The sequence below is a fragment of the Stenotrophomonas sp. YJH_SMC_82 genome (assembly GCF_059368875.1).
Window position 1 is genome coordinate 1,161,265 of sequence record NZ_JCAFSE010000001.1, and the last position, 23,078, is coordinate 1,184,342.

At 66.9% G+C, this 23,078-nt stretch carries 21 protein-coding genes; 14 read left to right on the forward strand and 7 right to left on the reverse strand.

Features of this window, described 5'->3' with window-relative positions; genetic code table 11:
• Window positions 1-89: 89 nt before the first annotated feature.
• Window positions 90-1,340 carry a DUF819 family protein gene (locus AC5P53_RS05135; protein WP_053496043.1) on the forward strand — a complete coding sequence of 417 codons (1,251 nt, stop codon included), beginning with the start codon at window positions 90-92 and terminating at the stop codon, window positions 1,338-1,340.
• A 117-nt stretch (window positions 1,341-1,457) separates the two neighbouring features.
• Here the strand turns inward: AC5P53_RS05135 and AC5P53_RS05140 are convergent, their stop codons facing one another.
• Both AC5P53_RS05140 and AC5P53_RS05145 read right to left on the reverse strand, forming a co-directional pair.
• Complete coding sequence (locus AC5P53_RS05140) at window positions 1,458-1,682, reverse strand: YbdD/YjiX family protein (RefSeq protein ID WP_032958992.1); 225 nt, start codon at window positions 1,680-1,682, stop codon at window positions 1,458-1,460.
• Window positions 1,682-3,763 (reverse strand): carbon starvation CstA family protein, encoded by a 2,082-nt coding sequence (locus tag AC5P53_RS05145; protein ID WP_014648006.1) that lies wholly within the window; start codon window positions 3,761-3,763, stop codon window positions 1,682-1,684. Before AC5P53_RS05145 ends, AC5P53_RS05140 begins: the two co-directional genes overlap by 1 nt.
• 215 nt (window positions 3,764-3,978) lie before the next feature.
• Between AC5P53_RS05145 and AC5P53_RS05150 the strand changes: the two genes are divergently transcribed.
• Complete coding sequence (locus AC5P53_RS05150; RefSeq protein ID WP_241887762.1) at window positions 3,979-4,830, forward strand: pirin family protein; 852 nt, start codon at window positions 3,979-3,981, stop codon at window positions 4,828-4,830.
• Window positions 4,831-4,958: 128 nt separating this feature from the next.
• Here AC5P53_RS05150 and AC5P53_RS05155 read toward each other — a convergent pair whose 3' ends face one another.
• The 4 genes from AC5P53_RS05155 to AC5P53_RS05170 all read right to left on the reverse strand — a co-directional run bounded on the left by AC5P53_RS05155 (window position 4,959) and on the right by AC5P53_RS05170 (window position 9,984).
• Window positions 4,959-5,417 (reverse strand): hypothetical protein, encoded by a 459-nt coding sequence (locus AC5P53_RS05155; protein WP_014648004.1) that lies wholly within the window; start codon window positions 5,415-5,417, stop codon window positions 4,959-4,961.
• Between the two features lie 197 nt (window positions 5,418-5,614).
• Window positions 5,615-6,334 carry an aquaporin Z gene (gene aqpZ, locus AC5P53_RS05160; protein ID WP_053496518.1) on the reverse strand — a complete coding sequence of 240 codons (720 nt, stop codon included), beginning with the start codon at window positions 6,332-6,334 and terminating at the stop codon, window positions 5,615-5,617.
• Between the two features lie 121 nt (window positions 6,335-6,455).
• On the reverse strand, window positions 6,456-7,319 hold the full coding sequence (locus AC5P53_RS05165; protein ID WP_005410608.1) for a pirin family protein: 864 nt from the start codon (window positions 7,317-7,319) through the stop codon (window positions 6,456-6,458).
• Window positions 7,320-7,920: 601 nt separating this feature from the next.
• The gene (locus tag AC5P53_RS05170; protein ID WP_069116210.1) at window positions 7,921-9,984 is read right to left on the reverse strand and encodes a 3-hydroxyacyl-CoA dehydrogenase NAD-binding domain-containing protein; all 2,064 of its coding nucleotides are present in this window, start codon (window positions 9,982-9,984) and stop codon (window positions 7,921-7,923) included.
• A gap of 235 nt (window positions 9,985-10,219) precedes the next feature.
• Here AC5P53_RS05170 and rpoE point away from each other — a divergent pair, with 235 nt between their 5' ends.
• From rpoE to recO, 9 genes are all read left to right on the forward strand, one after another.
• A complete protein-coding gene (gene rpoE, locus AC5P53_RS05175) occupies window positions 10,220-10,840 on the forward strand; it encodes an RNA polymerase sigma factor RpoE (protein ID WP_014038091.1) in 621 nt (206 codons plus the stop codon).
• A complete protein-coding gene (locus AC5P53_RS05180) occupies window positions 10,837-11,712 on the forward strand; it encodes a sigma-E factor negative regulatory protein (protein ID WP_049441924.1) in 876 nt (291 codons plus the stop codon). The genes rpoE and AC5P53_RS05180 overlap by 4 nt, the downstream gene beginning before the upstream one ends.
• Window positions 11,713-11,786: 74 nt before the next feature.
• Window positions 11,787-13,319 (forward strand): DegQ family serine endoprotease, encoded by a 1,533-nt coding sequence (locus tag AC5P53_RS05185; protein ID WP_049420101.1) that lies wholly within the window; start codon window positions 11,787-11,789, stop codon window positions 13,317-13,319.
• 180 nt (window positions 13,320-13,499) lie between these two features.
• Window positions 13,500-15,293 carry a translation elongation factor 4 gene (gene lepA / locus AC5P53_RS05190; protein WP_032958997.1) on the forward strand — a complete coding sequence of 598 codons (1,794 nt, stop codon included), beginning with the start codon at window positions 13,500-13,502 and terminating at the stop codon, window positions 15,291-15,293.
• Window positions 15,294-15,348: 55 nt separating this feature from the next.
• Window positions 15,349-16,143 carry a signal peptidase I gene (gene lepB, locus AC5P53_RS05195; RefSeq protein ID WP_014038087.1) on the forward strand — a complete coding sequence of 265 codons (795 nt, stop codon included), beginning with the start codon at window positions 15,349-15,351 and terminating at the stop codon, window positions 16,141-16,143.
• A 52-nt stretch (window positions 16,144-16,195) separates the two neighbouring features.
• On the forward strand, window positions 16,196-16,579 hold the full coding sequence (locus tag AC5P53_RS05200; RefSeq protein ID WP_014647998.1) for a DUF4845 domain-containing protein: 384 nt from the start codon (window positions 16,196-16,198) through the stop codon (window positions 16,577-16,579).
• Window positions 16,569-17,249 carry a ribonuclease III gene (rnc, locus tag AC5P53_RS05205; RefSeq protein WP_032958999.1) on the forward strand — a complete coding sequence of 227 codons (681 nt, stop codon included), beginning with the start codon at window positions 16,569-16,571 and terminating at the stop codon, window positions 17,247-17,249. Before AC5P53_RS05200 ends, rnc begins: the two co-directional genes overlap by 11 nt.
• Window positions 17,246-18,142 (forward strand): GTPase Era, encoded by an 897-nt coding sequence (gene era, locus AC5P53_RS05210; RefSeq protein WP_005410599.1) that lies wholly within the window; start codon window positions 17,246-17,248, stop codon window positions 18,140-18,142. Before rnc ends, era begins: the two co-directional genes overlap by 4 nt.
• Before the next feature lie 18 nt (window positions 18,143-18,160).
• Window positions 18,161-18,880, forward strand: a complete 720-nt coding sequence (recO, locus tag AC5P53_RS05215; protein ID WP_241887761.1) for a DNA repair protein RecO — start codon at window positions 18,161-18,163, stop codon at window positions 18,878-18,880.
• A 534-nt stretch (window positions 18,881-19,414) separates the two neighbouring features.
• Here the strand turns inward: recO and AC5P53_RS05220 are convergent.
• Window positions 19,415-20,143 carry a response regulator gene (locus AC5P53_RS05220; RefSeq protein WP_014647994.1) on the reverse strand — a complete coding sequence of 243 codons (729 nt, stop codon included), beginning with the start codon at window positions 20,141-20,143 and terminating at the stop codon, window positions 19,415-19,417.
• Between the two features lie 127 nt (window positions 20,144-20,270).
• Here AC5P53_RS05220 and rlmD point away from each other — a divergent pair, with 127 nt between their 5' ends.
• The 3 genes from rlmD (at window position 20,271) to AC5P53_RS05235 (ending at window position 22,936) form a co-directional block, all read left to right on the forward strand.
• A complete protein-coding gene (gene rlmD / locus AC5P53_RS05225) occupies window positions 20,271-21,605 on the forward strand; it encodes a 23S rRNA (uracil(1939)-C(5))-methyltransferase RlmD (protein ID WP_032959001.1) in 1,335 nt (444 codons plus the stop codon).
• 34 nt (window positions 21,606-21,639) lie between these two features.
• Window positions 21,640-22,125: a CYTH domain-containing protein gene (locus tag AC5P53_RS05230; protein ID WP_100450446.1), complete on the forward strand. Its 486-nt coding sequence runs from the start codon at window positions 21,640-21,642 to the stop codon at window positions 22,123-22,125.
• 115 nt (window positions 22,126-22,240) lie between these two features.
• The gene (locus tag AC5P53_RS05235) at window positions 22,241-22,936 is read left to right on the forward strand and encodes a DsbA family oxidoreductase (protein WP_180834814.1); all 696 of its coding nucleotides are present in this window, start codon (window positions 22,241-22,243) and stop codon (window positions 22,934-22,936) included.
• Window positions 22,937-23,078: the final 142 nt, after the last annotated feature.

Genomic DNA, 23,078 nt, shown 5'->3' on the forward strand with positions numbered 1-23,078 from the left:
GACCAGGCGTGAAGACAATGTTAATCTCGACCTGCGCCGCTTCATGCGGCGCTTTTTTTTCTCCGCTCTTTCGATCGACAGAGGATCCCATGCCGACCGAACCCGCTACCGCCCTGATCAGCAACGACATCGTTGGACTGGGCCTGATTGCCGCCACCCTGGCCCTGATCTTCTGGGCCGCCAGTGGTCCGACCCCGTTGTTGAAGAAGATCTTCGCCTGGGTGCCGGCACTGCTGCTGTGCTACTTCATCCCCGCCATCTACAACACCGCCGGTGTCATCGATGGCCACAACACCTCGCTGTACAACCCGGTCGCGCGCGACGTGCTGCTGCCCGCTGCGCTGGTCCTGCTGACACTGTCGATCGACCTGAAAGGCGTCATCAAGCTCGGCCCAAAGCTGCTGATCGTGTTCTGCGCCGGTACCGCCGGCATCATGCTCGGCGCCATCGTCTCGTTCCAGCTGATGAAGCTGATCCATCCGGAAACGGTGGCCGGTGATACCTGGGCCGGCATGGCCGCGCTGGCCGGCAGCTGGATCGGTGGCGGCGCCAACATGGTGGCCATGCGCGAGGTGTTCGGCACCGATGCCACCACCTTTGGCCAGTTCGCGGTGGTCGACGTGGCCTGCGCCAGCCTGTGGATGGCGATCCTGCTGTTTTTGGCCAACCGCGCGCAGCAGATCGATACCCGCAACGGTGCCGACACCCGCGCCATCGACGAGATGAAGGCACGCATCAGCGCCTACGAGGCACAGAACGCGCGCATTCCCAGCATGACCGACCTGATGGTGATCGTTGGCGTGGCATTGGGTGGCGTCGGCCTGGCCCATGCCATCGCCGCGCCGTTGTCGGGCTGGTTCAAGGCCAATGTCAGCTGGGCCAGCCAGTTCAGCCTCGACAGCCAGTTCGTCTGGGTGATCCTGCTGTCCACGGCGATGGGCCTGGGCCTGAGCTTCACCCGTGCGCGCCGGCTGGAAGCCGCAGGCGCTTCGCGGCTGGGCACGGTGTTCCTGTACTTCCTGATCGCCTGCATCGGCATGCAGATGAACCTGCTGTCGCTGCTGGATCGGCCGTGGCTGTTCCTGCTTGGCGCGATCTGGATGGCCACGCACGTGCTGGTGCTGTGGGGGGTAGCCAAGCTGCTGCGCGCGCCGCTGTTCTTCTTCGCGATCGGTTCGCAGGGCAACATCGGCGCGGCCGCCTCGGCCCCCGTGGTGGCCGCAGCCTTCCATCCGACGCTGGCGCCGGTGGGCGTGCTGCTGGGTACGGTGGGCTATGCCACCGGCACCGGGCTGGCGTATGTCACCGGCCTGATCCTGAAGTGGATGGCCGGCGCCTGAGTCCTGGCCGGACGATCCTGTTGCGGGTTCGCGGCGTGCGCCGCGAACCCGCTCTGCCCGTGTAGAGCCGAGCCCGCGCTCGGCTTTCTTTTGCCCGCTGAAAGGCAGGCCTGGCCCTCAGCAGCAGCGCCCGCCGTTGCGCCCGCCGTAACGCGCTTCCTGGCGCTCGCGGAAGAACGTCTTGTAGTCCATCGGCTCCTGGTCCGGGTGCTTATCCAGCATGTGCCGGACGTAGTTGTCGTAGTCAGGAATGCCACAGCACAGTCGTGCGGTCTGCACCAGGCGCCGCCAGATGCGGCGGTGCGCCTGGTACTGGCCGGCGGGAACCAGTTGCGTGCTCATCACAGATCCACCATTTCATGCGGCTTCAGCGCCACGTACGGGGTCTCGCGGTCGCTGCGCTGCGGGTTGCGGCGTGCCGCCAGGATGGTCTTGATCGAATACACCAGCACCGCGCCGACCACCAGCAGGAACAGCGCGGTCAGGCCGGTGTTGACGTAGGCGTTGACCACGATCTGCTTCATCTGCGCCACCGACTTGGCCGGTGCAGTGATCGTATCGCTGGCGAGCGCGGCCTGGAACTTGTGTGCCTGCGCCAGGAAACCCTGCGCCGGGTTGCTGTCGAAGATCTTGATGAAGCCGGCGTAGGTGGTGCAGATCAGCAGCCACACCGCCGGTACCGCAGTGACCCACGCATAGCGGTCACGCTTCATCTTGAACAGCACCACCGTGCCCAGCATCAGCGCGATGCCAGCCAGCATCTGGTTGGAGATGCCGAACAGCGGCCACAGCGTCTGGATGCCGCCGAACGGATCGACCACGCCGGTGTAGAGCAGGTAGCCCCACAGCGCCACGCAGCCGGCGGTACCGATGATGTTGGCGGTCCACGACTCGGTCTTCTTCAGGGCCGGCACGAAGTTGCCCAGCAGGTCCTGCAGCATGAAGCGCCCGGCGCGGGTACCGGCGTCCACCGCGGTCAGGATGAACAAGGCTTCGAACAGGATCGCGAAGTGGTACCAGAACGCCATCATCGCGTCGCTGCCACTGGGGATCGCTTCGTGCAGGATCTGCGCGATGCCTACCGCCAGCGTCGGTGCACCACCGGCGCGGTGCAGGATGGTCGGTTCACCGATGGCGGCCGCGGTCGCGGTCAACTGCTCGGGGGTAATGGTGAAGCCCCAGGTGTTGGTGATGTAGTGCGCCGCCGAGGCTGCATCGGCACCGATCACGGCGGCCGGGCTGTTCATCGCGAAGTAGATGCCCGGATCGATGATCGAGGCCGCCACCAGCGCCATCACCGCCACGAACGATTCCATCAGCATGCCGCCGTAGCCGATGTAGCGCATGTGCGCTTCATTGGCCAGCAGCTTCGGCGTGGTGCCGGAGGAGATCAGTGCGTGGAAACCGGAGACCGCACCGCAGGCGATGGTAATGAACAGGAAGGGGAACATGCCGCCCTTCCACACCGGGCCATCACCGCTGGCGGCGAACTGGGTCAGCGCCGGCATCTTCAGTTCCGGCATCACCACCAGGATGCCGATGGCCAGCGCGATGATGGTGCCGATCTTGAGGAAGGTCGACAGGTAGTCGCGCGGGGCCAGCAGCAGCCACACCGGCAGCACCGAGGCGACGAAGCCGTAGCCGATCAGCATCCAGGTGATCTGGGTGCCGGTGAAGGTGAACGCCGGCCCCCACACCGGGTCGGCGGCGACCTTGCCGCCGTACCAGATCGCGGCCAGCAGCAGGATCAGGCCAACCACCGAAATCTCGCCGATCCTGCCGGGGCGGATGTAGCGCATGTACACGCCCATCAGGATCGCGATGGGCATCGTCGCGATCACCGTGAACATGCCCCACGGGCTTTCGGCCAGCGCCTTGACCACCACCATCGCCAGCACCGCCAGGATGATGATCATGATCAGGAACGCACCGAACAGGGCGATGGTGCCGGGTACCTGGCCCATCTCCTCGCGCACCAGGTCACCCAGCGAGCGGCCGTTGCGACGGCTGGACAGGAACAGCACCATGAAGTCCTGCACTGCGCCGGCCAGCACCACGCCCACCACCAGCCACAGCAGGCCGGGCAGGTAGCCCATCTGCGCGGCCAGCACCGGGCCGACCAGCGGGCCGGCGCCGGCAATGGCGGCGAAGTGGTGGCCGAACAGCACGTGCTTGTTGGTCGGCACGTAGTCCAGGCCATCGTTGTTGATCACCGCCGGGGTGGCCCGGGTCGGATCCAGCTGCATCACCTTGTTGGCGATGAACAGGCTGTAGAAGCGGTAGGCGACCAGGTACAGCGAGACCGCGGCCACCACGATCCACAGTGCGTTGATGTGCTCGCCGCGGCGCAGGGCGACGGTGCCCAGACAGAATGCGCCGAGCAGGGCGAGTGCCGCCCAGCCCAGTTTGGAAAACCCTTTCATGAGGTGCTCTCTCCCGGAAAGACAGTCAAAGAGTCCTGCTTGCCCACGACAGGGTCAATTGGCACAGGACGAATCGGCGGTAGTACTTTGGTCGTACGACGGTGGCGCTGACGTGCAGCCAACATCAGGGATGGAACAATTGGTTGCGGTGCCATCCATTGGCGTACGGCCATGTGGCGTCCATCTTCAGGGGCATCCATCCCACAGGAGTCGCCATGAGCCTTCCCGAACCGGTCCGCGTGCTGCGCACCATCCGTGGCATGCCCACCTCCGACGGTGCCGGCGTGCGCCTGACCCGCGTCATCGGCGGCCCGACGCTGCCGGACCTGGACCCGTTCCTGCTGCTCGATGAATTCGGCACCGACCGGGCCGAGGACTACATCGCCGGCTTCCCGGAACACCCGCACCGCGGTTTCGAGACCGTCACCTACATGCTCGACGGACGCATGCGGCATCGCGACAACCATGGCAACGAAGGCCTGTTGACCCCGGGCAGCGTGCAGTGGATGACCGCTGGCCGCGGCCTGGTGCACTCGGAGATGCCCGAGCAGGAAAGCGGGCAGATGCGTGGATTCCAGCTGTGGGTGAACCTGCCGGCGAAGGAGAAGATGACCGAGCCGAAGTACCAGGAGTTCGCGCCCGAGCGCATTCCCGTGGTGCAGCCGGCAGCCGGCGTGGAAGTGAAGGTGATCGCCGGCTCGGTCGACGGCACCCGCGGCCCGATCGTGCAGCCGGCCACCGAGCCGCTGTATCTCGACATCACGTTGGCGCCCGACCGGGCCTGGACTTACACGCTGCCGGAAGGCCACAACGCCTTTGCCTATGTATTTGAAGGCGGACTGACGGTGGGTGAACAGGACGCCGGCCGTGATGTTGCGCGCCAGGAGCTGGCGGTGCTGGGCGGCGGCGAACAGCTGCATGTTTCGGCTGGCAGCGAAGGCGCGCGGCTGATCCTGGTGGCCGGCCGTCCGTTGCGCGAGCCGGTGATGCGGCACGGCCCGTTCGTGATGAACACGCGGCAGGAACTGATGCAGGCCTTCGTCGATTTCCAGGAAGGCAGGTTCTGAGGTAGTGCCGGCCGCCGGCCGGCACCTGCTTTTGATCAGGACCGAAGGGTTTGCCGGCCGGCGGCCGGCACTGCCTGCCGATCGAGGTGCATTGCGGGGATGCTGCCAGGCAGTCATCCCCGTCACCTTCAGCGCCCGGCGGCCACGGCCGAAGGGGTCAGGCTCATGCCCTGCGCCAGCTGCTGCAGTGAGCTCAGCTCCTGCGCGCTGTCCGGATACAGCGCAATCTGCGCGTAACGCCCTTTGTCGATCTTGACCACGCTGATGCGCCGTTCGGCGTAACCCGGCGGTTGCTGGCCGCCCAGGTCGGGCTGGTACCAGTACAGCGATTCACCGCCGAAGCTGCCTTTTTCCTGGCGCAGCGAGCGGCTCAGCGGAATGGCGGGGTCACGCGCGCTGAGCATCAGGCTCAGTACTTCGCGGCCATCAGGGGTGCTGGCGCGGCAGACCAGGAAATCGGCCTGCACCTGCTGCTGCCACTGCAGGCCACTGCTGGCTGGCAGCGAAGGACATTCGGACGGCGCCTGCGCGGCGGCCTGGGCCGCAGCGAACAGCAGGCTCGACAAGATGACAGGCACGAACTTCATGCATCCCCCAAGGTGATGAGTTGTTTGGCTCCGCCAGCAGGGGCGGCGGCCGTGGCATCCCATCCCCGGATGCCGCCCCATCCGGCATGTGCACGGACGGTCAACTCAACCTTAACGGAACGTGAGCAATCGCACAATTCGCGGTTGCAGAAGTAACCATTGCGGCCGAGGGTCGGCCGCAATGGGAGTCGCGAGGATCAGCGGTCGCTGCCGATCCACTTGTAGATCAGGCCGCCGATCGCGCCGCCCAGCAGGGGAGCGACCCAGAACAGCCACAGCTGGCTGACTGCGCCGCTGCCGGCAAAGAAGGCCACGGCGGTGGAGCGGGCCGGGTTCACCGAGGTGTTGGTGACCGGAATGCTGATCAGGTGGATCAGGGTCAGCGACAGGCCGATCGCCAGCGGGGCGAAACCGGCCGGTGCCTTGCCGTGGGTGGAACCCATGATCACGATCAGGAACACCGCCGTCAGCACCACTTCGCACAGGAAGGCGGCTGCCACGCTGTAGCCGCCGGGCGACAGCGCGCCATAGCCATTGCTGGCGAACGCACCCGCCTGGCTGCCATCGATGGCGAAGCCACTGGCGCCGGAGGCGATCTGCAGAAGGATGAAGCCGGCCAGCAGGCCGCCGGCAACCTGGGCGATGATGTAGGGCACCAGATCCCTGGTCGGGAAACGACCACCGGCCCACAGCCCGACGCTGACTGCCGGGTTGAAGTGCGCGCCGGAGATATGGCCGAACGCATAGGCGCCGGTCACCACGGTCAGGCCGAAGGCCAGCGCCACGCCGAGGAAACCGATACCCAGCGGATTGCCGTCGCCACCGAACTTGGCGGCCAGCACCGCACTGCCACAGCCACCCAGAACCAGCCAGAACGTGCCGAGGAACTCGGCGGACAAGCGTTTACCCATGCTCATGTGTTGCACTCCTTTGACGATCTAAAGTGTGATTTATGTCACATTTCAGTGATCAGCGGGTGACTGTAGCGTCAACGCCGGGTGCAGGGATACACCTTCAGATGTGTGCAACACGCGATGTTCAGTACTGCGGAAGTGGGATGAATTCCTTGTCGTCGCCCGGAATGGTGCCGAAGCGGCCGGCTTCCCAGTCGTGCTTGGCCTGCTCGATGCGCTCCTTCGAGCTCGACACGAAGTTCCACCACAGGTGGCGCGGGCCATCCAGCGGCTCGCCACCGAACAGCATCGCCTTCACCGGCGTCTTCGCGCGCAGGCGGCCTCGTGCACCGGCTTCGGGGATCACCAGGTGCTGCGCGGGAATATCCACGCCATCCAGCTGCGCGTCGCCCTCGAGGATGTACAACGCGCGCTCTCGGTGGCCGTCGTCGATATCGATTTCCGCATCGGGGTCGAGATCGATTGCCACGTTGAGGGTGTCGGCGAACACCTTCACCGGCGATTCCTCGCCGTACGCACGGCCGGCGATCACCCGCAGCCACGCGCCGTTGCGACGCTGCTCGGGCAGGGTGGCAGCGGCATGGTGGTAGAACGCCGGCTCGATTTCCTCGTGCGACTTCGGCAGCGCGACCCAGGTCTGCATGCCGTGGATCGGGTTGTCGTGATCGCGGTCCGGCTGCGGCGTGCGCTCGGAATGGGCGATACCGCGGCCGGCGGTCATCCAGTTGACGTCACCGGGACGGATCACCTGATCCGAACCCAGCGTGTCGCGGTGGCCGATCGCGCCCGACCACAGGTAGGTGACGGTGGCCAGGCCGATATGCGGATGCGGGCGCACGTCGATGGCGGTGCCGGGGTGCATGAGTGCCGGGCCCATCTGGTCGACGAACACGAACGAGCCGATGCTGCGCGCCTGCAGGGTGGGGACGGCGCGACGGACTTCCAGGCCGCCGATGTCGTGCACGCGCGGGGCGATGATGGTGGTCATGCGGGCGTTCTCGCTGGCAGGGATCAGGTGATGAGCATCGCATGCAGCTGTGACGGGCACATGCCCCGTATGGGTAACAGGGTGTTCCAGCCAACGGCGCAGCCCCTCGTGGCTGTGGGGGGCGCTGAAGGCGGAAGCAAGATCAAAAGCCGCGCTTGGCCGGGCGGGTGGGTTGCGCAGGACACGCCGTAAACCCGTCCATGGGGGCTCGATGGCGCCATCCATGGCGCCAACGGTCCTGCGCAACCCACCCGCCCGACCTCTGACAGTTTCCGTGTGCGTCCAGCCACGGAGAAGAAAAAAGAAAATCAAAATCAAACGCCGGTCGCTTCGCTCCTGGTGTCGACCAAGGTCGACACCTACCAGCCATCGCAGTTCAGCAACCGTCACCGGGAAACTGTCTGGGTGGGGCGGTGTGGGCTTGCAGGACCGTTGGCGCCATGGATGGCGCCATCGAGCCCCCATGGATGGGTTTACGGCGTGTCCTGCAAGCCCACACCGCCCCGCCCGCCTAACAGAAAAGCCAGAGCCGGCTGTTGCTCCGGCTCTGGCTTCGGCGGTTGCCTCTGCGGGTGCCGGGCCGCAGGCCCGGCCGATGAACTCAGACCACCGGTTCGCGCAGGACGGGGTTGTCCCAGCCGGGGCGCGGCGCGAAACGGTCGCCATGGCGCTGCTGCAGCGCCTTCAACCGCTCGACGATCGCATCGGCACCGACCGCACGGATGTGCTGGATCGGACCGCCGCGGAACGGTGCGAAACCGGTGCCGAAGATCACGCCGGCATCCAGCAGGTCCGCGTCGGCCACCACGCCCTCGTGCAGGCAGGCCACCGCCTCGTTCAACAGCGGCAGGATCAGGCGGTCCTCCAGATCGGCCGGGGCCTGGTAGTCGCTGGCCACGTCCGGCTTCTTCGGCTTGCCGTTCTCCCAGGTGTAGATGCCCTGGCCATCCTTCTTGCCGCGCTTGTCCGGTTCCACCGTCTGCAGTGCGGCCGGGATCTGCAGGCCCAGGAACGGCGCCAGTTCGCGGCCGACGCCGGCGGCCACGTCCAGGCCCACGGTATCGATCAGTTCGATCGGGCCCATCGGCATGCCGAACTTCACCGCGGCCTTGTCGATCACCGGGCCCGGAATGCCCTCGGCATACGCGGTGGCCGCTTCCAGCATGTACGGGAACAGCACGCGGTTGACCAGGAAGCCCGGGCTGCCGGCCACCGGCACCGGGAACTTGCCCAGCGCCTTGCAGAACGCGGCCAGGCGACGCTCGGTCTCCGGCGCCATGCCGTCGTGATGGATGATCTCCACCAACGGCATCTGCGCTACCGGGTTGAAGTAGTGCAGGCCCGCGAACTGCGCCGGGCGCTGGATGTGGTCGCGCAGTTCCACCAGCGGAATCGACGAGGTGTTGGTGGTCAGCAGGGCGTCCTGCTTCATCTTCGGCTCAAGCGTCTGGTACAGCGCACGCTTGGCTTCGGGGTTCTCGATGATTGCCTCGATCACCAGGTCGGCCTCGGCCACGCCGTTGCCTTCCAGGTCGGCACGCAGGCGCGCGGCCACGGCCGGGCGCTTGCTCTCGTCGCGCACCTTCTTGGCGAACAGCGCCTGCGCGCGTTCCATGGCCGGGTCGATGAAGCGCTGCTCGCGGTCCTGCAGGGTCACTTCGAAGCCCTTGTAGGCGGCCCACGCGGCGATGTCGCCGCCCATCACGCCGGCGCCGACCACGTGCACGTGGCGGATGCCGGAATCACCGCCACCGAGGCCCTTCAGGCGTTCGGTGAGGAAGAAGATACGGATCAGGTTGCGCGCGGTCGGAGTACTGGCCAGCTTCACCACGGCACGCCGCTCGGCGTCCAGGCGGGCCTGGATCGGCTTGCCGCCACTGCGCTGCCAGGTGCTGATCAGTGCGTACGGCGCCGGGTACTGGTCCTTCTTCGCCTTGCGGGCGACCTGCTTGACCATCTGCGGTGCCAGCAGCGTGCGTGCCAGCCAGGTGTTGGTGGCCCAGGCCGTGGCGCGCTGCTTGAACGGGCGGGTGGTGCCGGACAGCGCCAGTGCAACGGCCGTGTCGAGCACCACCGCCGGTGCCACCACCTTGTCGACCAGGCCGATGCCACGCGCGGCCGAGGCCGACAGGGTGCGGCCGGTCAGCATCATGTCCATCGCTGCCGGGGCGCCCACCAGGTGCGGCAGGCGGGCGCTGCCACCCCACCCCGGGAAGATGCCCAGCTGGGTTTCCGGCAGGCCGATGCGGGTGCTGCTGTCATTGGAGGCCACGCGATAGCGGCAGGCCAGGGCAAGCTCGGTGCCACCGCCGAGGCAGTGGCCGTGGATGGCCGCTACGGTCGGGCAGGGCAGCTCGGCCAGCTTCTGGTAGGTGGCCTGGCCACGCCGGATCGCGTCGTTGACGGTGCCGCGACGGTCGAATTCCTGGAACTCCTTCAGGTCGGCACCGGCAATGAAGCCGGCCTTCTTCAGCGACTGGATGACTACGCCCTTGGGCGGGTCCAGGGCAATGCGCTCAAGCAGGTCGCCCAGTTCCAGCAGCACGTCCTGCGACATCGCATTGACGCTGCTGTCCTGGCGATCCAGGGAGAGAACCACCACGCCGTCGTCGCGGATCTCGGGGTGCCAGTGGCTGAAGCGGAGACCATCGAAGCCTGAGAGCATGGACGTTCCATCCGGTTGTGTATGGAGAAGCGGCTATGATCCAGAGGTTGTTTCCCCCGCGTCAAATCCCAATAGCAGGGGAGTGGCGCCCCCGGATCCATGGCCGTGGATCGGGACGCTAACCGAATGGTGGCTAAAAGCTGGTGCGGCGCCAGGTGATCGGCGACTGAACTTTTCCCGGGATTGGCAGTCTCATTGCCCGACGTCGGTTGGGCTGACAGGAGTGCGGCCCCTCATGGCCGATGTTGATACACCTCAGGAGCTGGATCTGGAGCTGGTCCGGCGCGTGCAGCACGGCGAGAGTGCCGCGTTCGATGTCCTGGTGCGCAAGTACCAGCATCGGGTCGTGGCCCTGGTCGGTCGCTACATCGCCGACTGGAGCGAATGTCAGGACGTCGCCCAGGACACTTTCATCCGTGCCTACCGCGCGATCGGGAGTTTCCGTGGCGATGCCCAGTTCTCAACCTGGTTGCATCGAATCGCCGTGAATACCGCCAAAAACTACCTGGCTTCACACAATCGTCGTCCGCCGACCGATGACATCGACATCGGTGACGCCGAGCAGTTCGACAGCGGTACCCGCCTGCGGGACACCGACACGCCCGAGCGCGAGTTGATGCGCCAGGAGCTGGAACAGACGGTCATGAAGGCCGTCAACGCGCTGCCGGAGGAACTCCGGTCGGCGATCACCCTGCGCGAGGTGGAAGGCCTGAGCTACGAGGATATCGCGCAGAAGATGGGGTGCCCGATCGGCACCGTGCGTTCCCGGATCTTCCGGGCGCGCGAGGCGATCGACACCGAACTCCGGCCGCTGTTGGACATCGGCAGCGCCACCCGTGAGAAGAGCCGCGTATGACCAGTAATCCGTTCAACGAATCGCAGAACCATCAATCGCCCGCCGGGCAGCGCCTGGACCAGCGCCATCGCGAGCAGCTGTCGGCCCTGGTCGATGGCGAGCTGGGTGCCGATGAAGCGCGCTTCCTGCTGCGCCGGATGGAACACGACCCCGAACTGGCCGGCTGCCAGGAGCGCTGGCAGCTGCTGGGCGACGTGATGCGCGGGCAGGCCCCGGCGTTGGCACCGGCCGGCTTCAGTGCCGCCGTTGCGGCCGCCATTGCGGCAGAGCCGACGCCGCAGGCCGAGCCGCGTCGCCAGGTGCGTCGCAGTGGCTGGCGCGCCTGGGGCGGCGGTGCTGCGCTGGCCGCATCTGTGGCCGCGGTCGCCCTGTTCATCGGCGGCGAGAAATTGAAGGAGGCGACGCCGGGTGAACCGCAGGCGCCGCAGGTGATCGCCAGCCAGGCGGAACTGGCACCGGCCGCGCCGACCCCAGTCACCGAGGCTTCGGTGGACACGGCCGCAGTGGCCGTGGCTGCTGCGCCGGCCGTAGCGATGGCCGCGGCGGGCCGCCGCCAGGACGCCCGCCGTGCCAGCGCTACGCGCAGCCAGCAGGCCGCGCGTGCCGCCCAGCGCGACGACACTTCGCAGCGCGCCATCGCCGCCGTGCAGGCACCGTTGACCCCGACCGTGCCGGCCAACGCCAACCGCAACCTGCCGTTCGGCGAGGTCAGCGGGCTGCAGGCCCGGCCATGGCCGCGCTCCAGCCTGGCGCCCGCCGCTGGCGGCGCGCTCAATGCCAGCTTCCCGGCCCACGCCGGTAGTGCCGCGTTCTATCCGTTCGAGCCGCGCCTGCAGGATGACCTGCCGGTGCCGCCGCGCCCGCGCGACTGAGCCGGGCGCCTTCACGCCCCGCCGTCGGCGGGGCCCGTATTCCTCTTTCCACCCGACCCGGAGGTTGCCGTCCGATGACTCCCCGACTCCGCACGCAGGCCATTGGCCTGCTGGCCCTGACCCTTCCCCTGGTGGCCTGCGCGCAGGCGCCGGCGCCCGTCGCGCAGACCCAGCCCGTGCCAGCCGCGGCCGCGCGGGCACCGGCGCAGCCGCTGGTCAGTGGCCTGCCCGACTTCACCAACCTGGTCGAACAGGTCGGCCCGGGCGTGGTCAACGTCGATACCACCATCGTCCGCAACAACCGCCAGGCCGCGCGCGGCCCGATGGGCGACGATGACATGCCGGAGTTCTTCCGCCGCTTCTTTGGTCCCGACTTCCCGATGCCGGGGCAGGGGCCGGGTGGGCCAGACGGTGGCCCCAGCATCAAGGGCCGTGGCATGGGCTCGGGCTTCATCATCTCGCCCGATGGCTATGTGCTGACCAATTACCACGTGGTGGCCGACGCCAGTGACGTGAAGGTCAAGCTGGGCGACAGCCGTGAGTTCACCGCCAAGGTGGTGGGCAGCGACCAGCAGTACGACGTCGCCCTGCTGAAGATCGACGGGAAGAACCTGCCAACCGTGCGCGTGGGTGACTCCAACAGCCTGAAGCCGGGGCAGTGGGTTGTCGCGATCGGCTCGCCGTTCGGCCTCGACCATTCTGTCACCGCCGGCGTGGTCAGCGCCGTCGGCCGCAGTACGGGCGGCCCCGACCAGCGCTATGTGCCGTTCATCCAGACCGACGTGGCGATCAACCAGGGCAATTCCGGTGGCCCTCTTCTGAACACCCGCGGCGAAGTGGTCGGCATCAACTCGCAGATCTTCTCCGCGTCCGGCGGCTACATGGGCATCAGCTTCGCGATCCCGATCGACCTTGCGATGAGCGCGGTGGAGCAGATCAAGAAGAGCGGCAAGGTCACCCGCGGCCAGCTCGGCGCGGTCGTGGAGCCGATCGATTCGCTGAAGGCGCAGGGCCTGGGCCTGCCGGACAGCCGTGGCGCCCTGGTCAACCAGATCGTGGCCGGCAGTGCGGCCGCCAAGGCCGGCGTGCAGGTGGGCGACGTCATCCGCTCGGTCAACGGCAGCCCGGTCAACAGCTGGTCCGACCTGCCGCCGCTGATCGGTGCGATGGCGCCGGGCAGCAAGGTGAACCTGGTGGTGTACCGCGACGGCAAGCCGCATGACCTCAGTGCCACGTTGACCGCCCTGAGTGAAGACGGGCAGGCCAGTGCCCGCGGGCCGTCGGCCGGCGGTGCCGAGGCGGCGCCGCAGACCGGGGCCAATGCCCTGCTGGGGCTGGACGTGAGCGACCTGAGCGCGGCTCAGCGCAAGCAGTTCGGGCTCAACGGCAACGAAGGCGTGCGCATCACCGGGGTCAAGGGCCAGGCGGCGCGTGATGCTGGCCTGTCGCCGGGCATGGTGATCCTGCAGGTCGGCCGCGTCGCGGTCGGCAGTGTGGATGCCCTGAACCGGGCGCTGTCCAGCTTCAAGAAGGACGACGTGGTCATGCTGCTGGTCCGCACGGCCAACGGCAACAGCGCCTTCGTGGCGGTCAAGGCCGGCCAGTAGGGCCTGCCGGGGCCGCTCCGGCGGCCCCTGGGCCTCCCCCGAAGCCCCGCCCCGGCGGGGCTTCGGTCGTTCCGGGCCGGTGCCCGGCAGCCGGTTTTCGCGGCCGGGCGCTGGGCGTGCGATAATCGACCGTTACCCTGACGACGCCGCGCGCCGCCGCCACCTATGTCTTCTGATTCGATGCGGAACATCCGCAACTTTTCCATCATCGCCCATGTCGACCACGGCAAGTCCACGCTGGCCGACCGCATCATCCAGCTCTGCGGTGGCCTGCAGGCCCGCGAGATGGAAGCGCAGGTGCTCGATTCCAATCCGATCGAGCGCGAGCGTGGCATCACGATCAAGGCGCAGTCGGTGTCACTGCCGTACCTGGCCAAGGACGGGCAGACCTACCACCTGAATTTCATCGACACCCCCGGCCACGTCGACTTCTCCTATGAAGTCAGCCGCTCGCTGGCCGCCTGCGAAGGCGCGCTGCTGGTGGTCGATGCGGCGCAGGGCGTGGAAGCCCAGTCGGTGGCCAACTGCTACACCGCCGTGGAGCAGGGCCTGGAAGTGGTGCCGGTGATCAACAAGATCGACCTGCCCACCGCCGACATCGAGCGCGCCAAGGCCGAGATCGAGGCCGTGATCGGCATCGATGCCTCCGACGCCGTGCCGGTCAGTGCCAAGACCGGCCTCAACGTGCAGGACGTGCTGGAAGCGATCGTGCACCGCATTCCGCCGCCGGCGCCGCGCGACACCGACAAGCTGCAGGCGCTGATCATCGACTCGTGGTTCGACAACTACCTCGGCGTGGTGTCGCTGGTGCGCGTGATGCAGGGCGAGATCAAGGCCGGTGACAAGCTGCAGGTGATGTCGACCGGCCGCAACCACCAGGTCGACAACGTCGGCGTGTTCACGCCGAAGCGCAAGGTGCTGCCGGCGCTGCGTGCCGGTGAAGTGGGCTGGGTCACCGCCAGCATCAAGGACGTGCATGGTGCGCCGGTCGGCGACACCCTCACCCTGGCCGGCGACCCGGCGCCGAAGCCGCTGCCGGGCTTCCAGGAAATGCAGCCGCGCGTGTTCGCCGGCCTGTTCCCGGTCGATGCCGAAGACTACCCGGACCTGCGCGAAGCGCTGGACAAGCTGCGCCTGAACGATGCCGCGCTGCGTTTCGAGCCGGAAAGCTCCGAGGCGATGGGCTTCGGCTTCCGCTGCGGCTTCCTGGGCATGCTGCACATGGAAATCGTGCAGGAGCGCCTGGAGCGCGAATACAACCTGGACCTGATCAGCACCGCGCCGACGGTGGTGTATGAGGTCCTGAAGACCGATGGCTCGATCATCAACATGGACAACCCGGCCAAGCTGCCGGCGGTGAACCAGGTCGAGGAAATCCGCGAACCGATCATCCGCGCCAACGTGCTCACCCCCGAGGAGTACATCGGCAACATCATCAAGCTGTGCGAAGAAAAGCGCGGCAGCCAGATCGGCATCAACTACCTGGGCAGCCAGGTGCAGATCAGCTACGAGCTGCCGATGGCCGAGGTGGTGCTGGACTTCTTCGACAAGCTGAAGTCGGTCAGCCGCGGCTACGCCTCGCTCGATTACCACTTCGTGCGCTTCGACGCAGGCCCGTTCGTGCGCGTGGACGTGCTGATCAACGGTGACAAGGTCGATGCGCTGTCGTTGATCGTGCACCGCAGCCACGCTGACCGACGTGGCCGCGAGCTGTGCGAGAAGATGAAGGACCTGATCCCGCGCCAGATGTTCGACGTGGCCATCCAGGCCGCCGTCGGCTCGCAGATCATCGCCCGCACCACGGTCAAGGCCATGCGCAAGAACGTGCTGGCCAAGTGCTATGGTGGCGACGTTTCGCGCAAGAAGAAGCTTCTGGAAAAGCAGAAGGAAGGCAAGAAGCGCATGAAGCAGGTCGGACGCGTGGAGATTCCGCAGGAAGCGTTCCTGGCCGTCCTGCAGATGGACAACAAGTAAGGCCCGCACCGGCCCTGCGGGGCCGGTCGTCTGGTGACGTTGCAAAGGACCCTGAATGAAACTGTTTGAGATCCTCCTGGTCGTGCTGACCCTGGCCTCGGGCCTGATCCTGCTCGCGGACAAGCTGTACCTCGCCAAGCGTCGCGCCCAGCGCGCGGGCCTGCTCGACTCCGAGCCGGTGCTGGTGGATTACTCGCGTGCGTTCTTCCCGGTGCTGGCGATCGTGCTGATCGTGCGCAGTTTCATCGCCGAGCCGTACAAGATCCCGTCCAGCTCGATGATGCCGAACCTGCTGATCGGCGACTTCATCCTGGTCAACAAGTTCTCCTACGGCCTGCGCCTGCCGATCAGCAACACCAAGATCGTGCCGTTTGGCGAGCCGTCGCGCGGCGACGTGGTGGTGTTCCACTTCCCCGGCCACAGCGACAACGATCCGGCCAAGGGTGAGAACTTCATCAAGCGCGTCATCGGCGTGCCGGGCGACACCGTGGTCTTCGAAGGCGACGGCGTGATCCTCAACGGCGAACCGCTGAAGTACGACAACAAGGGCATCTATGCAGGCCACAAGGGCCAGGGCGAGGGTGCCAACCTGCTGGTCGAACACCTGCCGGGTCGTACCCACACCGTGCTGGAGACCGACTATCCGCGTGGCCAGGGCCAGTGGACCGTGCCGGCCGGCAAGTACCTGGTGATGGGCGACAACCGTGACAACAGCGACGATGGCCGTTTCTGGGGCCTGCTGCCGGAAGAAAACCTGCGCGGCAAGGCCTTCCTGATCTGGCTGAACTGCCAGGGCTGGTTCTGCAAGGATGGCTTCGAGCCGTCGCGGATCGGCTCGAGCATCAACTGATCGGGCATCAACCGAGTATTTTCACATCCAACGCGTATCTGGGGAGAACGCAATGAAGACGATGAACACGCAGCGTGGCATGACCCTGACCTCGTTCCTGGCGGTCCTGATCGTGGTCGGTTTCTTCCTTTACATCGGCATGAAGCTGTTCCCGATGTACCAGGAGTATTACGCGGTGCGCTCGGCGATGAAGAGCCTGGCCAACGAGCCGGGTGTGGGCAGCATGGAACCGGCCCGGATCCAGGATCTGTTCTTCAAGCGGCTGTACATCAACTACTCGGAAAACGTGAAGCCGGCCAACGTGAAGTTCGACCGCCGCGACAATGGCTGGACCCTCAAGGTCAACTACGAAGTGCGCCGTCCGCTGGTCGGCAACCTGGACGTGGTTGGCAAATTCGATTCATCCCAGGACCTGACCCGAAGCGGTGCCGAATAAACCTTTCCAACGTGGTGACCTGATCGGTCATCCCTTCCGCGACCCGGCGCTGCTGAAGCAGGCGCTGACGCATCGCAGTGCCGGTGCGCCACACAACGAGCGCCTGGAGTTCCTGGGCGACAGCATCGTCAACATGATGGCGGCCGAGGCGTTGTACCAGCGCTGGCCCAAGGCTGACGAAGGCGCGATGACCCGTGCCCGCGCCGAGCTGGTGCGTGAAGGCGCGCTGGCGGTGATCGGGCGCACCCTGGAACTGGGCGATCGACTGATCCTGGGTCCGGGCGAAATGAAGTCCGGCGGCCACCGTCGTGATTCGATCCTGGCCGACGCGGTGGAAGCCGTGGTGGCTGCGATCTACCTGGATGCCGGCTTCGAGGCCTGCCGGGCGGTGGTACTGCCCTGGTTCAGCGCTTCGATCGAGGCACTGCCGGCCTCCGGCCGGCCCGAGAAGGACCCCAAGACCCGCCTGCAGGAATGGCTGCAGGCCCGACAGAAGGCGTTGCCGCAGTATGAACTGGTGTCAGAATCCGGTGACGACCACGCCAAGCACTTCCGGGTACGCTGCAACGTAGCCGACCCGGCCGCCAGCACCGAGGGCGAAGGCGCCTCGCGGCGGCTTGCCGAACAACAGGCGGCTGCGGCCGTCCTAGCACAACTGGATTCCAAGTGAGCGAACAAACTCCCCATCATTGCGGCAGCGTGGCCGTCATCGGCCGCCCGAACGTGGGCAAGTCGACCCTGACCAATGCCCTGGTCGGCGCCAAGGTCAGCATCGTCTCCAACCGTCCGCAGACCACGCGCCATCGCCTGCTGGGCATCGCCACCTATCCGGAAGGCCAGCTGGTGCTGGTCGACACCCCCGGCCTGCACAAGGTGCAGAAGCGGGCGATGAACCGGGTGATGAACCGCGCCGCGCGTGGCTCGCTGGAAGGCGTCGATGCCGGCCTGCTGGTGATCGAAGCCGGTCGCTGGGATGAAGAGGACAGCCTGGCGTTCAACGTGCTGCGCGACGCCGGCATCCCGGTGGTGCTGGTGGTCAACAAGATCGATCGCCTGAAGGAAAAGGGCGCGCTGCTGCCGTTCCTGCAGCAGGTGACCGAAGGTCGTGATTTCGCCGCCGTGCACCCGATCTCGGCGCAGAAGCGCAACGGCCTGGAAGCGCTGGTGCGCGACGTGCTGAAGCTGCTGCCGGAAGCCCCGCCGATGTTCGGCGAGGACGAGATCACCGATCGCAGCCAGCGTTTCCTGGCCGGTGAACTGGTGCGCGAGCAGTTGATGCGCCAGCTCGGCGAGGAACTGCCGTACGCAACCACCGTCGAGATCGAGCGCTTCACCGAGGATGGCAACCTGCTGCGCATCGGTGCGGTGATCTGGGTCGAGCGCGAGGGGCAGAAGGCCATCGTGATCGGCAAGGGCGGCGCCCGCCTGAAGGAGATCGGCGCCAAGTCCCGCCTGCAGATGGAGCGTCTGTTCGGGGCCAAGGTGTTCCTGGAAACCTGGGTGCGCGTGCGTGAAGGCTGGTCCGACGACGAGGCCGCGCTGAAGGCCTTCGGCTACGAATAAGCCGCGACGGTCGCTTCGATGATGATCGAGGACGACGCCGGCTTCGTGCTGCACGCACGGGCCTACCGCGAGACCAGCCTGCTGGTCGAAGTGTTGAGCGCGCAGCATGGCCGTATCGGCCTGCTGGCGCGTGGCGTGTCCACCGCCAAGGGCCAGGTGCTGCGCGCCGCCCTGCAGCCGTTGCAGTGGATCCGCTTCAGTGCCCAGCAGCGGGGTGAACTGGCCCAGCTGCGGGGTGCCGAGGCGCTGGATGCCGCGCCACGCCTGGTCGGCCAGGCGATGTTGGCCGGCTTCTACCTGAGTGAACTGACCCTGCGCCTGGCCCCGCGCCAGGACCCGCTGCCGGAGCTGTACCTTGCCTACGGTGAGGCACGCGCGCGGCTGGCGGTCGGTGCCGGCCTGGCCTGGACCCTGCGCCGTTTCGAGCGCGAACTGCTGTCCGCGCTGGGCCTGGGTTTCGAGCTGGACAGTGCCAGTGATGGCCAGCCGATCGACCCGGCGGCGCGCTACGAGCTGGACCCGCAGGAAGGGGCGCAGCGCCTGCTGAGCGAGCGTGGCGGGGAGCGCCGGGCGGCGGCCACTGGCTCGGCGCTGCTGGCCCTTGCGGCCGACGAAGAACCGGATGCCGCCGATCTGGCCAGCCTGCGCCTGCCGATGCGGCGGGTGCTGGCCCATCACCTGGGCGCGCGCGGGCTGAAGTCCTGGGAAATGCTCGAGCAGCTTGCGCCGCGCAGGTAGGTGGGGCGGCAGGGCTTGCAGCCCTGCACCTGCCGAAGCCGAAGCCGAATCAAGGTCAACGTCAACAGCAAAAGCTGGCTATCCGTGGGTAGGCGGGTGGGTCCGGTTGCGGGAGACGCCGTAAACCCGTCCCTGGGGGCTTGGCCGCGGCATCCATGCCGCGGACGCTCCCGCAACCGGACCCACCCCGCCTTCGACAGTGTTCCGCGAACTGTCGGAACGGCGTGGGGTCGGATCCGTTTTCCGCAGGAAAACGGATCCGACCCCAGATTGATTTCGATATCTGACAGAAATTCATCCACGCATGGCGTGGATCTACCCGATCGCGGAAAACTGTAAGAGGTGGGGCGGTATCGGAGGGCGGGGTGTCAGCCGCATGGATGCGGCTGCCAAGCCCCCAAGGACGGGTTTACGGCGTCCCCGCCCTCCGATACCGCACCGCCAACCCACGGAATGCATGCCGTTGCTGTTGCTGTTGCCTTGGCTTGGCTTGAAGCCTCTGCGGGTGCAGGGCGCAGCCCTGCCGAAAAACCCTCAATGCAGCAGGGCAGCTACCGCGGCGCGGAACCCGTCCTGGGCCTGCCCGGACTCGGGTGCATGATGCAGCTGGCGCACCGCCCGGCCCAACCGTGCCGCCCCCACGAAGCCACAGCTCGCCTGCAACCGGTGCAGCTGGCTGCGCAGCTGGCGCTCGTCGTGCTGGTCCACCGCCTGCTCGACCGCGTCGCGCACACCGGGCAACTCGGCCAGGAACAGCTCGCGCAGTGCGATCAGGTGGTTGCGCTGGCCATTGAGCGCGGCCAATGCCGCAGTCTCGTCCCAGTCCTGAACGGCCAGCTCGACCGCGGCCGGGGCCTGTGCCACGAAGATTCCCGCCGGGCTGTTGACCAGCGCACGGCGCACGGCCTTCAGCAGCTGGTCGCGGCCCAGCGGCTTGACCAGGGTGTCGCTGAAACCGGCTTCGCGCAGGCGGGCGTGGATGGAGGTATCGCCGTCGGCCGTATGTGCCAGCGCCGGTGTGTCGGGATGTGAGCGGCGTAGCTCACGCAGCAGTTGCGCGCCATTGCCATCCGGCAGGTTGACGTCGATCAGCCACAGATCATGCGCGCCGGGTTCGGCACTGGCCAGGGCACTGGCCAGCGAATCTGCGGTATCCACATCCGCCGGTAACGTTTCCAACGCCGCCTTGAAAAAACCGCGGCTGATGATGTCGTCCTCGACAAGCAGGAAGCGGGGCCGTGCGGCCCGCGGGGTCATCTGCATCAGGGCTGCCTCCATGTCAGCTGGCCCAATCATCAAGCACGACGGCCACGGGCGCAAGCGGGTCCAGGCCCCGTCGGTCAGGATCTGCGACAATACGCCCCCATTTTTGCCCGCAGCCTGTTGCCACGTGGCCCGATCCCGTTCCCGCACTGACCGTACCCCATTCCAGACCGAGATCCTCGACCTCAGCCATGATGGTCGCGGTGTCGCCCGCCGTGAAGGCGAGGGCGGCAAGGTCACCTTCGTCAGCGGCGCGCTGCCCGGCGAGGTGGTGATGGCTGAACAGACTGCCCGCAGCCGCCATTTCGACGAGGCGCGCACCCTGGAGGTGCTGCAGGCCTCGCCGCAGCGGGTGACCCCCAAGTGCCCCCATTTCGGCACCTGCGCCGGCTGCGTGCTGCAGCACCTGGACGAGGACCAGCAGATCGTGGCCAAGCAGCGCGTGCTGATGGACAACCTGGAGCGGATCGGCCATGTGAAGCCGGGCACCGTGCTCGCGCCGCTGGTCGGCGAGAGCTGGGGCTACCGCCGCAAGGGCCGCTTCTCGGTGCGCCGGGTCGAAAAGAAGGACAAGACCCTGGTCGGCTTCCGTGAACAGGATCCGCGCTTCGTCGCCGACCTCAGCCAGTGCCTGACCGTGATCCCCGAGATCGGCACCAAGGTCGAGGCGCTGTCCACCTTCATCGAGTCACTCGATGGCAAGCGTGACATCCCGCAGATCGAATTCATCGCCGGTGACCAGGCCGTGGTCCTGACCGTTCGCCATCTGCAGCCGCTCAGCGATGCCGACCGCGCGGCCTGGGCGGCTTTCGGCCAGCAGCATGGCTTCGTGATCTACCTGCAGTCCGGCGGCGTGGATACCGTGCAGCCGCTGGACGGGCAGGGTGTGCCGCTGTCGTTCCGTCTGGCGCCGTGGGATGTCGAGCTGGCGTTCCGCCCGCTGGACTTCATCCAGGTCAATGCCAAGCTCAACGAGAAGATGATCGCCCACGCCCTGGACCTGCTGGAACCGGGTGAGGACGAGCGTGTACTGGACCTGTTCTGCGGCCTGGGCAACTTCACCCTGCCGCTGGCGCGCCGCGTGCGCGAGGTGGTTGGCGTGGAAGGCGATGCCGGCCTGGTGGCGCGTGCGCGTGAGAACGCCGAGCGCAACGGCCTGGCCAACGCGCAGTTCTTCAGCGCCGACCTGACCCAGGACCAGCGCAGCACCCCGTGGATGCGCCAGGGCTTTGACAAGCTGCTGCTGGACCCGCCGCGCTCGGGTGCGATCGAAGTGCTGCAGCAGCTGCCGCTGAAGCAGTTCAAGCGCATTGTCTACGTCAGCTGCCACCCGGGCTCGCTGGCGCGCGATGCCGGCTATCTGGTCAACGAACAGGGCTTCACCCTGGTCAGCGCCGGTGCCATGGACATGTTCCCGCATACCGCGCACGTGGAAAGCATCGCGGTGTTCGAGAAGCGCTGACAGGTTGTCATCACCCATCGCGCATAATGGCGCGATGGGCATCGAAATCGAACGCAAATTCCTCGTCAGCAGTGATGGCTGGCGCACCGCCGCGCATCGGGTGATCCCGATGGCGCAGGGCTACATCAACGACATGGGCGCGCTCGACCGCGGCACCCAGAACGCCTCGGTGCGCGTGCGCATCGAAGGCGACCACGCCGCGCTGAACCTGAAGTCGCGCACCATCGGCCATACCCGCCAGGAGTTCGACTACCCGATCCCGGTGGAGGATGCGCGCGCCCTGTTGGCGCTGTGCGTCGGTGGCCTGATCGACAAGCGCCGCCACCTGGTCGAACACGCCGGCCTGACCTGGGAGGTGGACGAGTTCCTCGGCGACAACGCCGGCCTGGTCGTGGCCGAAGTCGAGCTGGACAGCGCCGACCAGGCGATCGAACTGCCGGACTGGGTGGGTGCCGAAGTCACCGACGACGCGCGCTACTACAACGTCGCACTGGCCAGTCACCCCTATTCACAGTGGTGAAGCCCCCAAAAAAGGGGACGGAGGGGATTAAGTCGTCTTTACCCCAGCTGTGCTGGAAACGACTTAATCCCCTCCGTCCCCTTTTTTCGAGGGAGGCGGGCCCCATGTGGTGGGGATGAGAATCGACATCTACTCCGACGTGGTCTGCCCCTGGTGCTGGATCGGCAAGCATCGCTTCCAGCAGGGTGTGCAGTTGCTCGGCGCCAATGCGCCTGAACTCGATATCCACTGGCAGCCGTTCCAGCTGGACCCGGACGCGGACACCACCCCGGTGCCGCTGCGCGAGGCCTATGTGCGCAAGTTCGGTGGCGTCGAGCGCACCGAGCAGATCCTCGGCCAGACCCAGACCACCGCGCGGGCCGAGGGCCTGCCGATGGATTTCAGCCAGGGCCAGGTGCGGGTGACCACGCTGCCGGCCCATCGGGTGTTGTGGCTGGCCGGCCAGCACGGCGTGCAGGATGCGGTCGGCGAAGCACTTTTCCGTGCCCACTTCGAGCATGGCCAGAATCTGGCCGATACTGCAGTGCTGGTGAAGGCCGGCGTGGCTGGCGGCCTGGACGGTGCTGAAATCGCGCAGATGCTGGGCTCCGACCGCGGCCTGGCCGAGGTCGAAGCCAGGCTGGCGCAGGCCCATGCACTGGGCATTTCCTCGGTGCCGACTTTCGTCATCGATGGGAAGTGGGCCATTTCCGGGGCCCAGCCGCCAGAGGCCTTCGCCAACGCCCTTCGCCAGATCGCAGCCGAACAGGGCGCCCCGGCAGCTTCGGCTGACGGCGACGAGGCCTGCGGCCCGGACGGCTGCAAGGTCTGAGCAGACCGGGGGCAGCCCCCCGCGGGAATCCGACCCCGGGGTCAGATCCCCGCAGGGGCTCTGACCCCACACTCCCCTTCGTCTGACCCCTGCGCCTGTCGGCCGGTTCTGCGACAATGCGGCACTGCGCCATGCGGGCGCG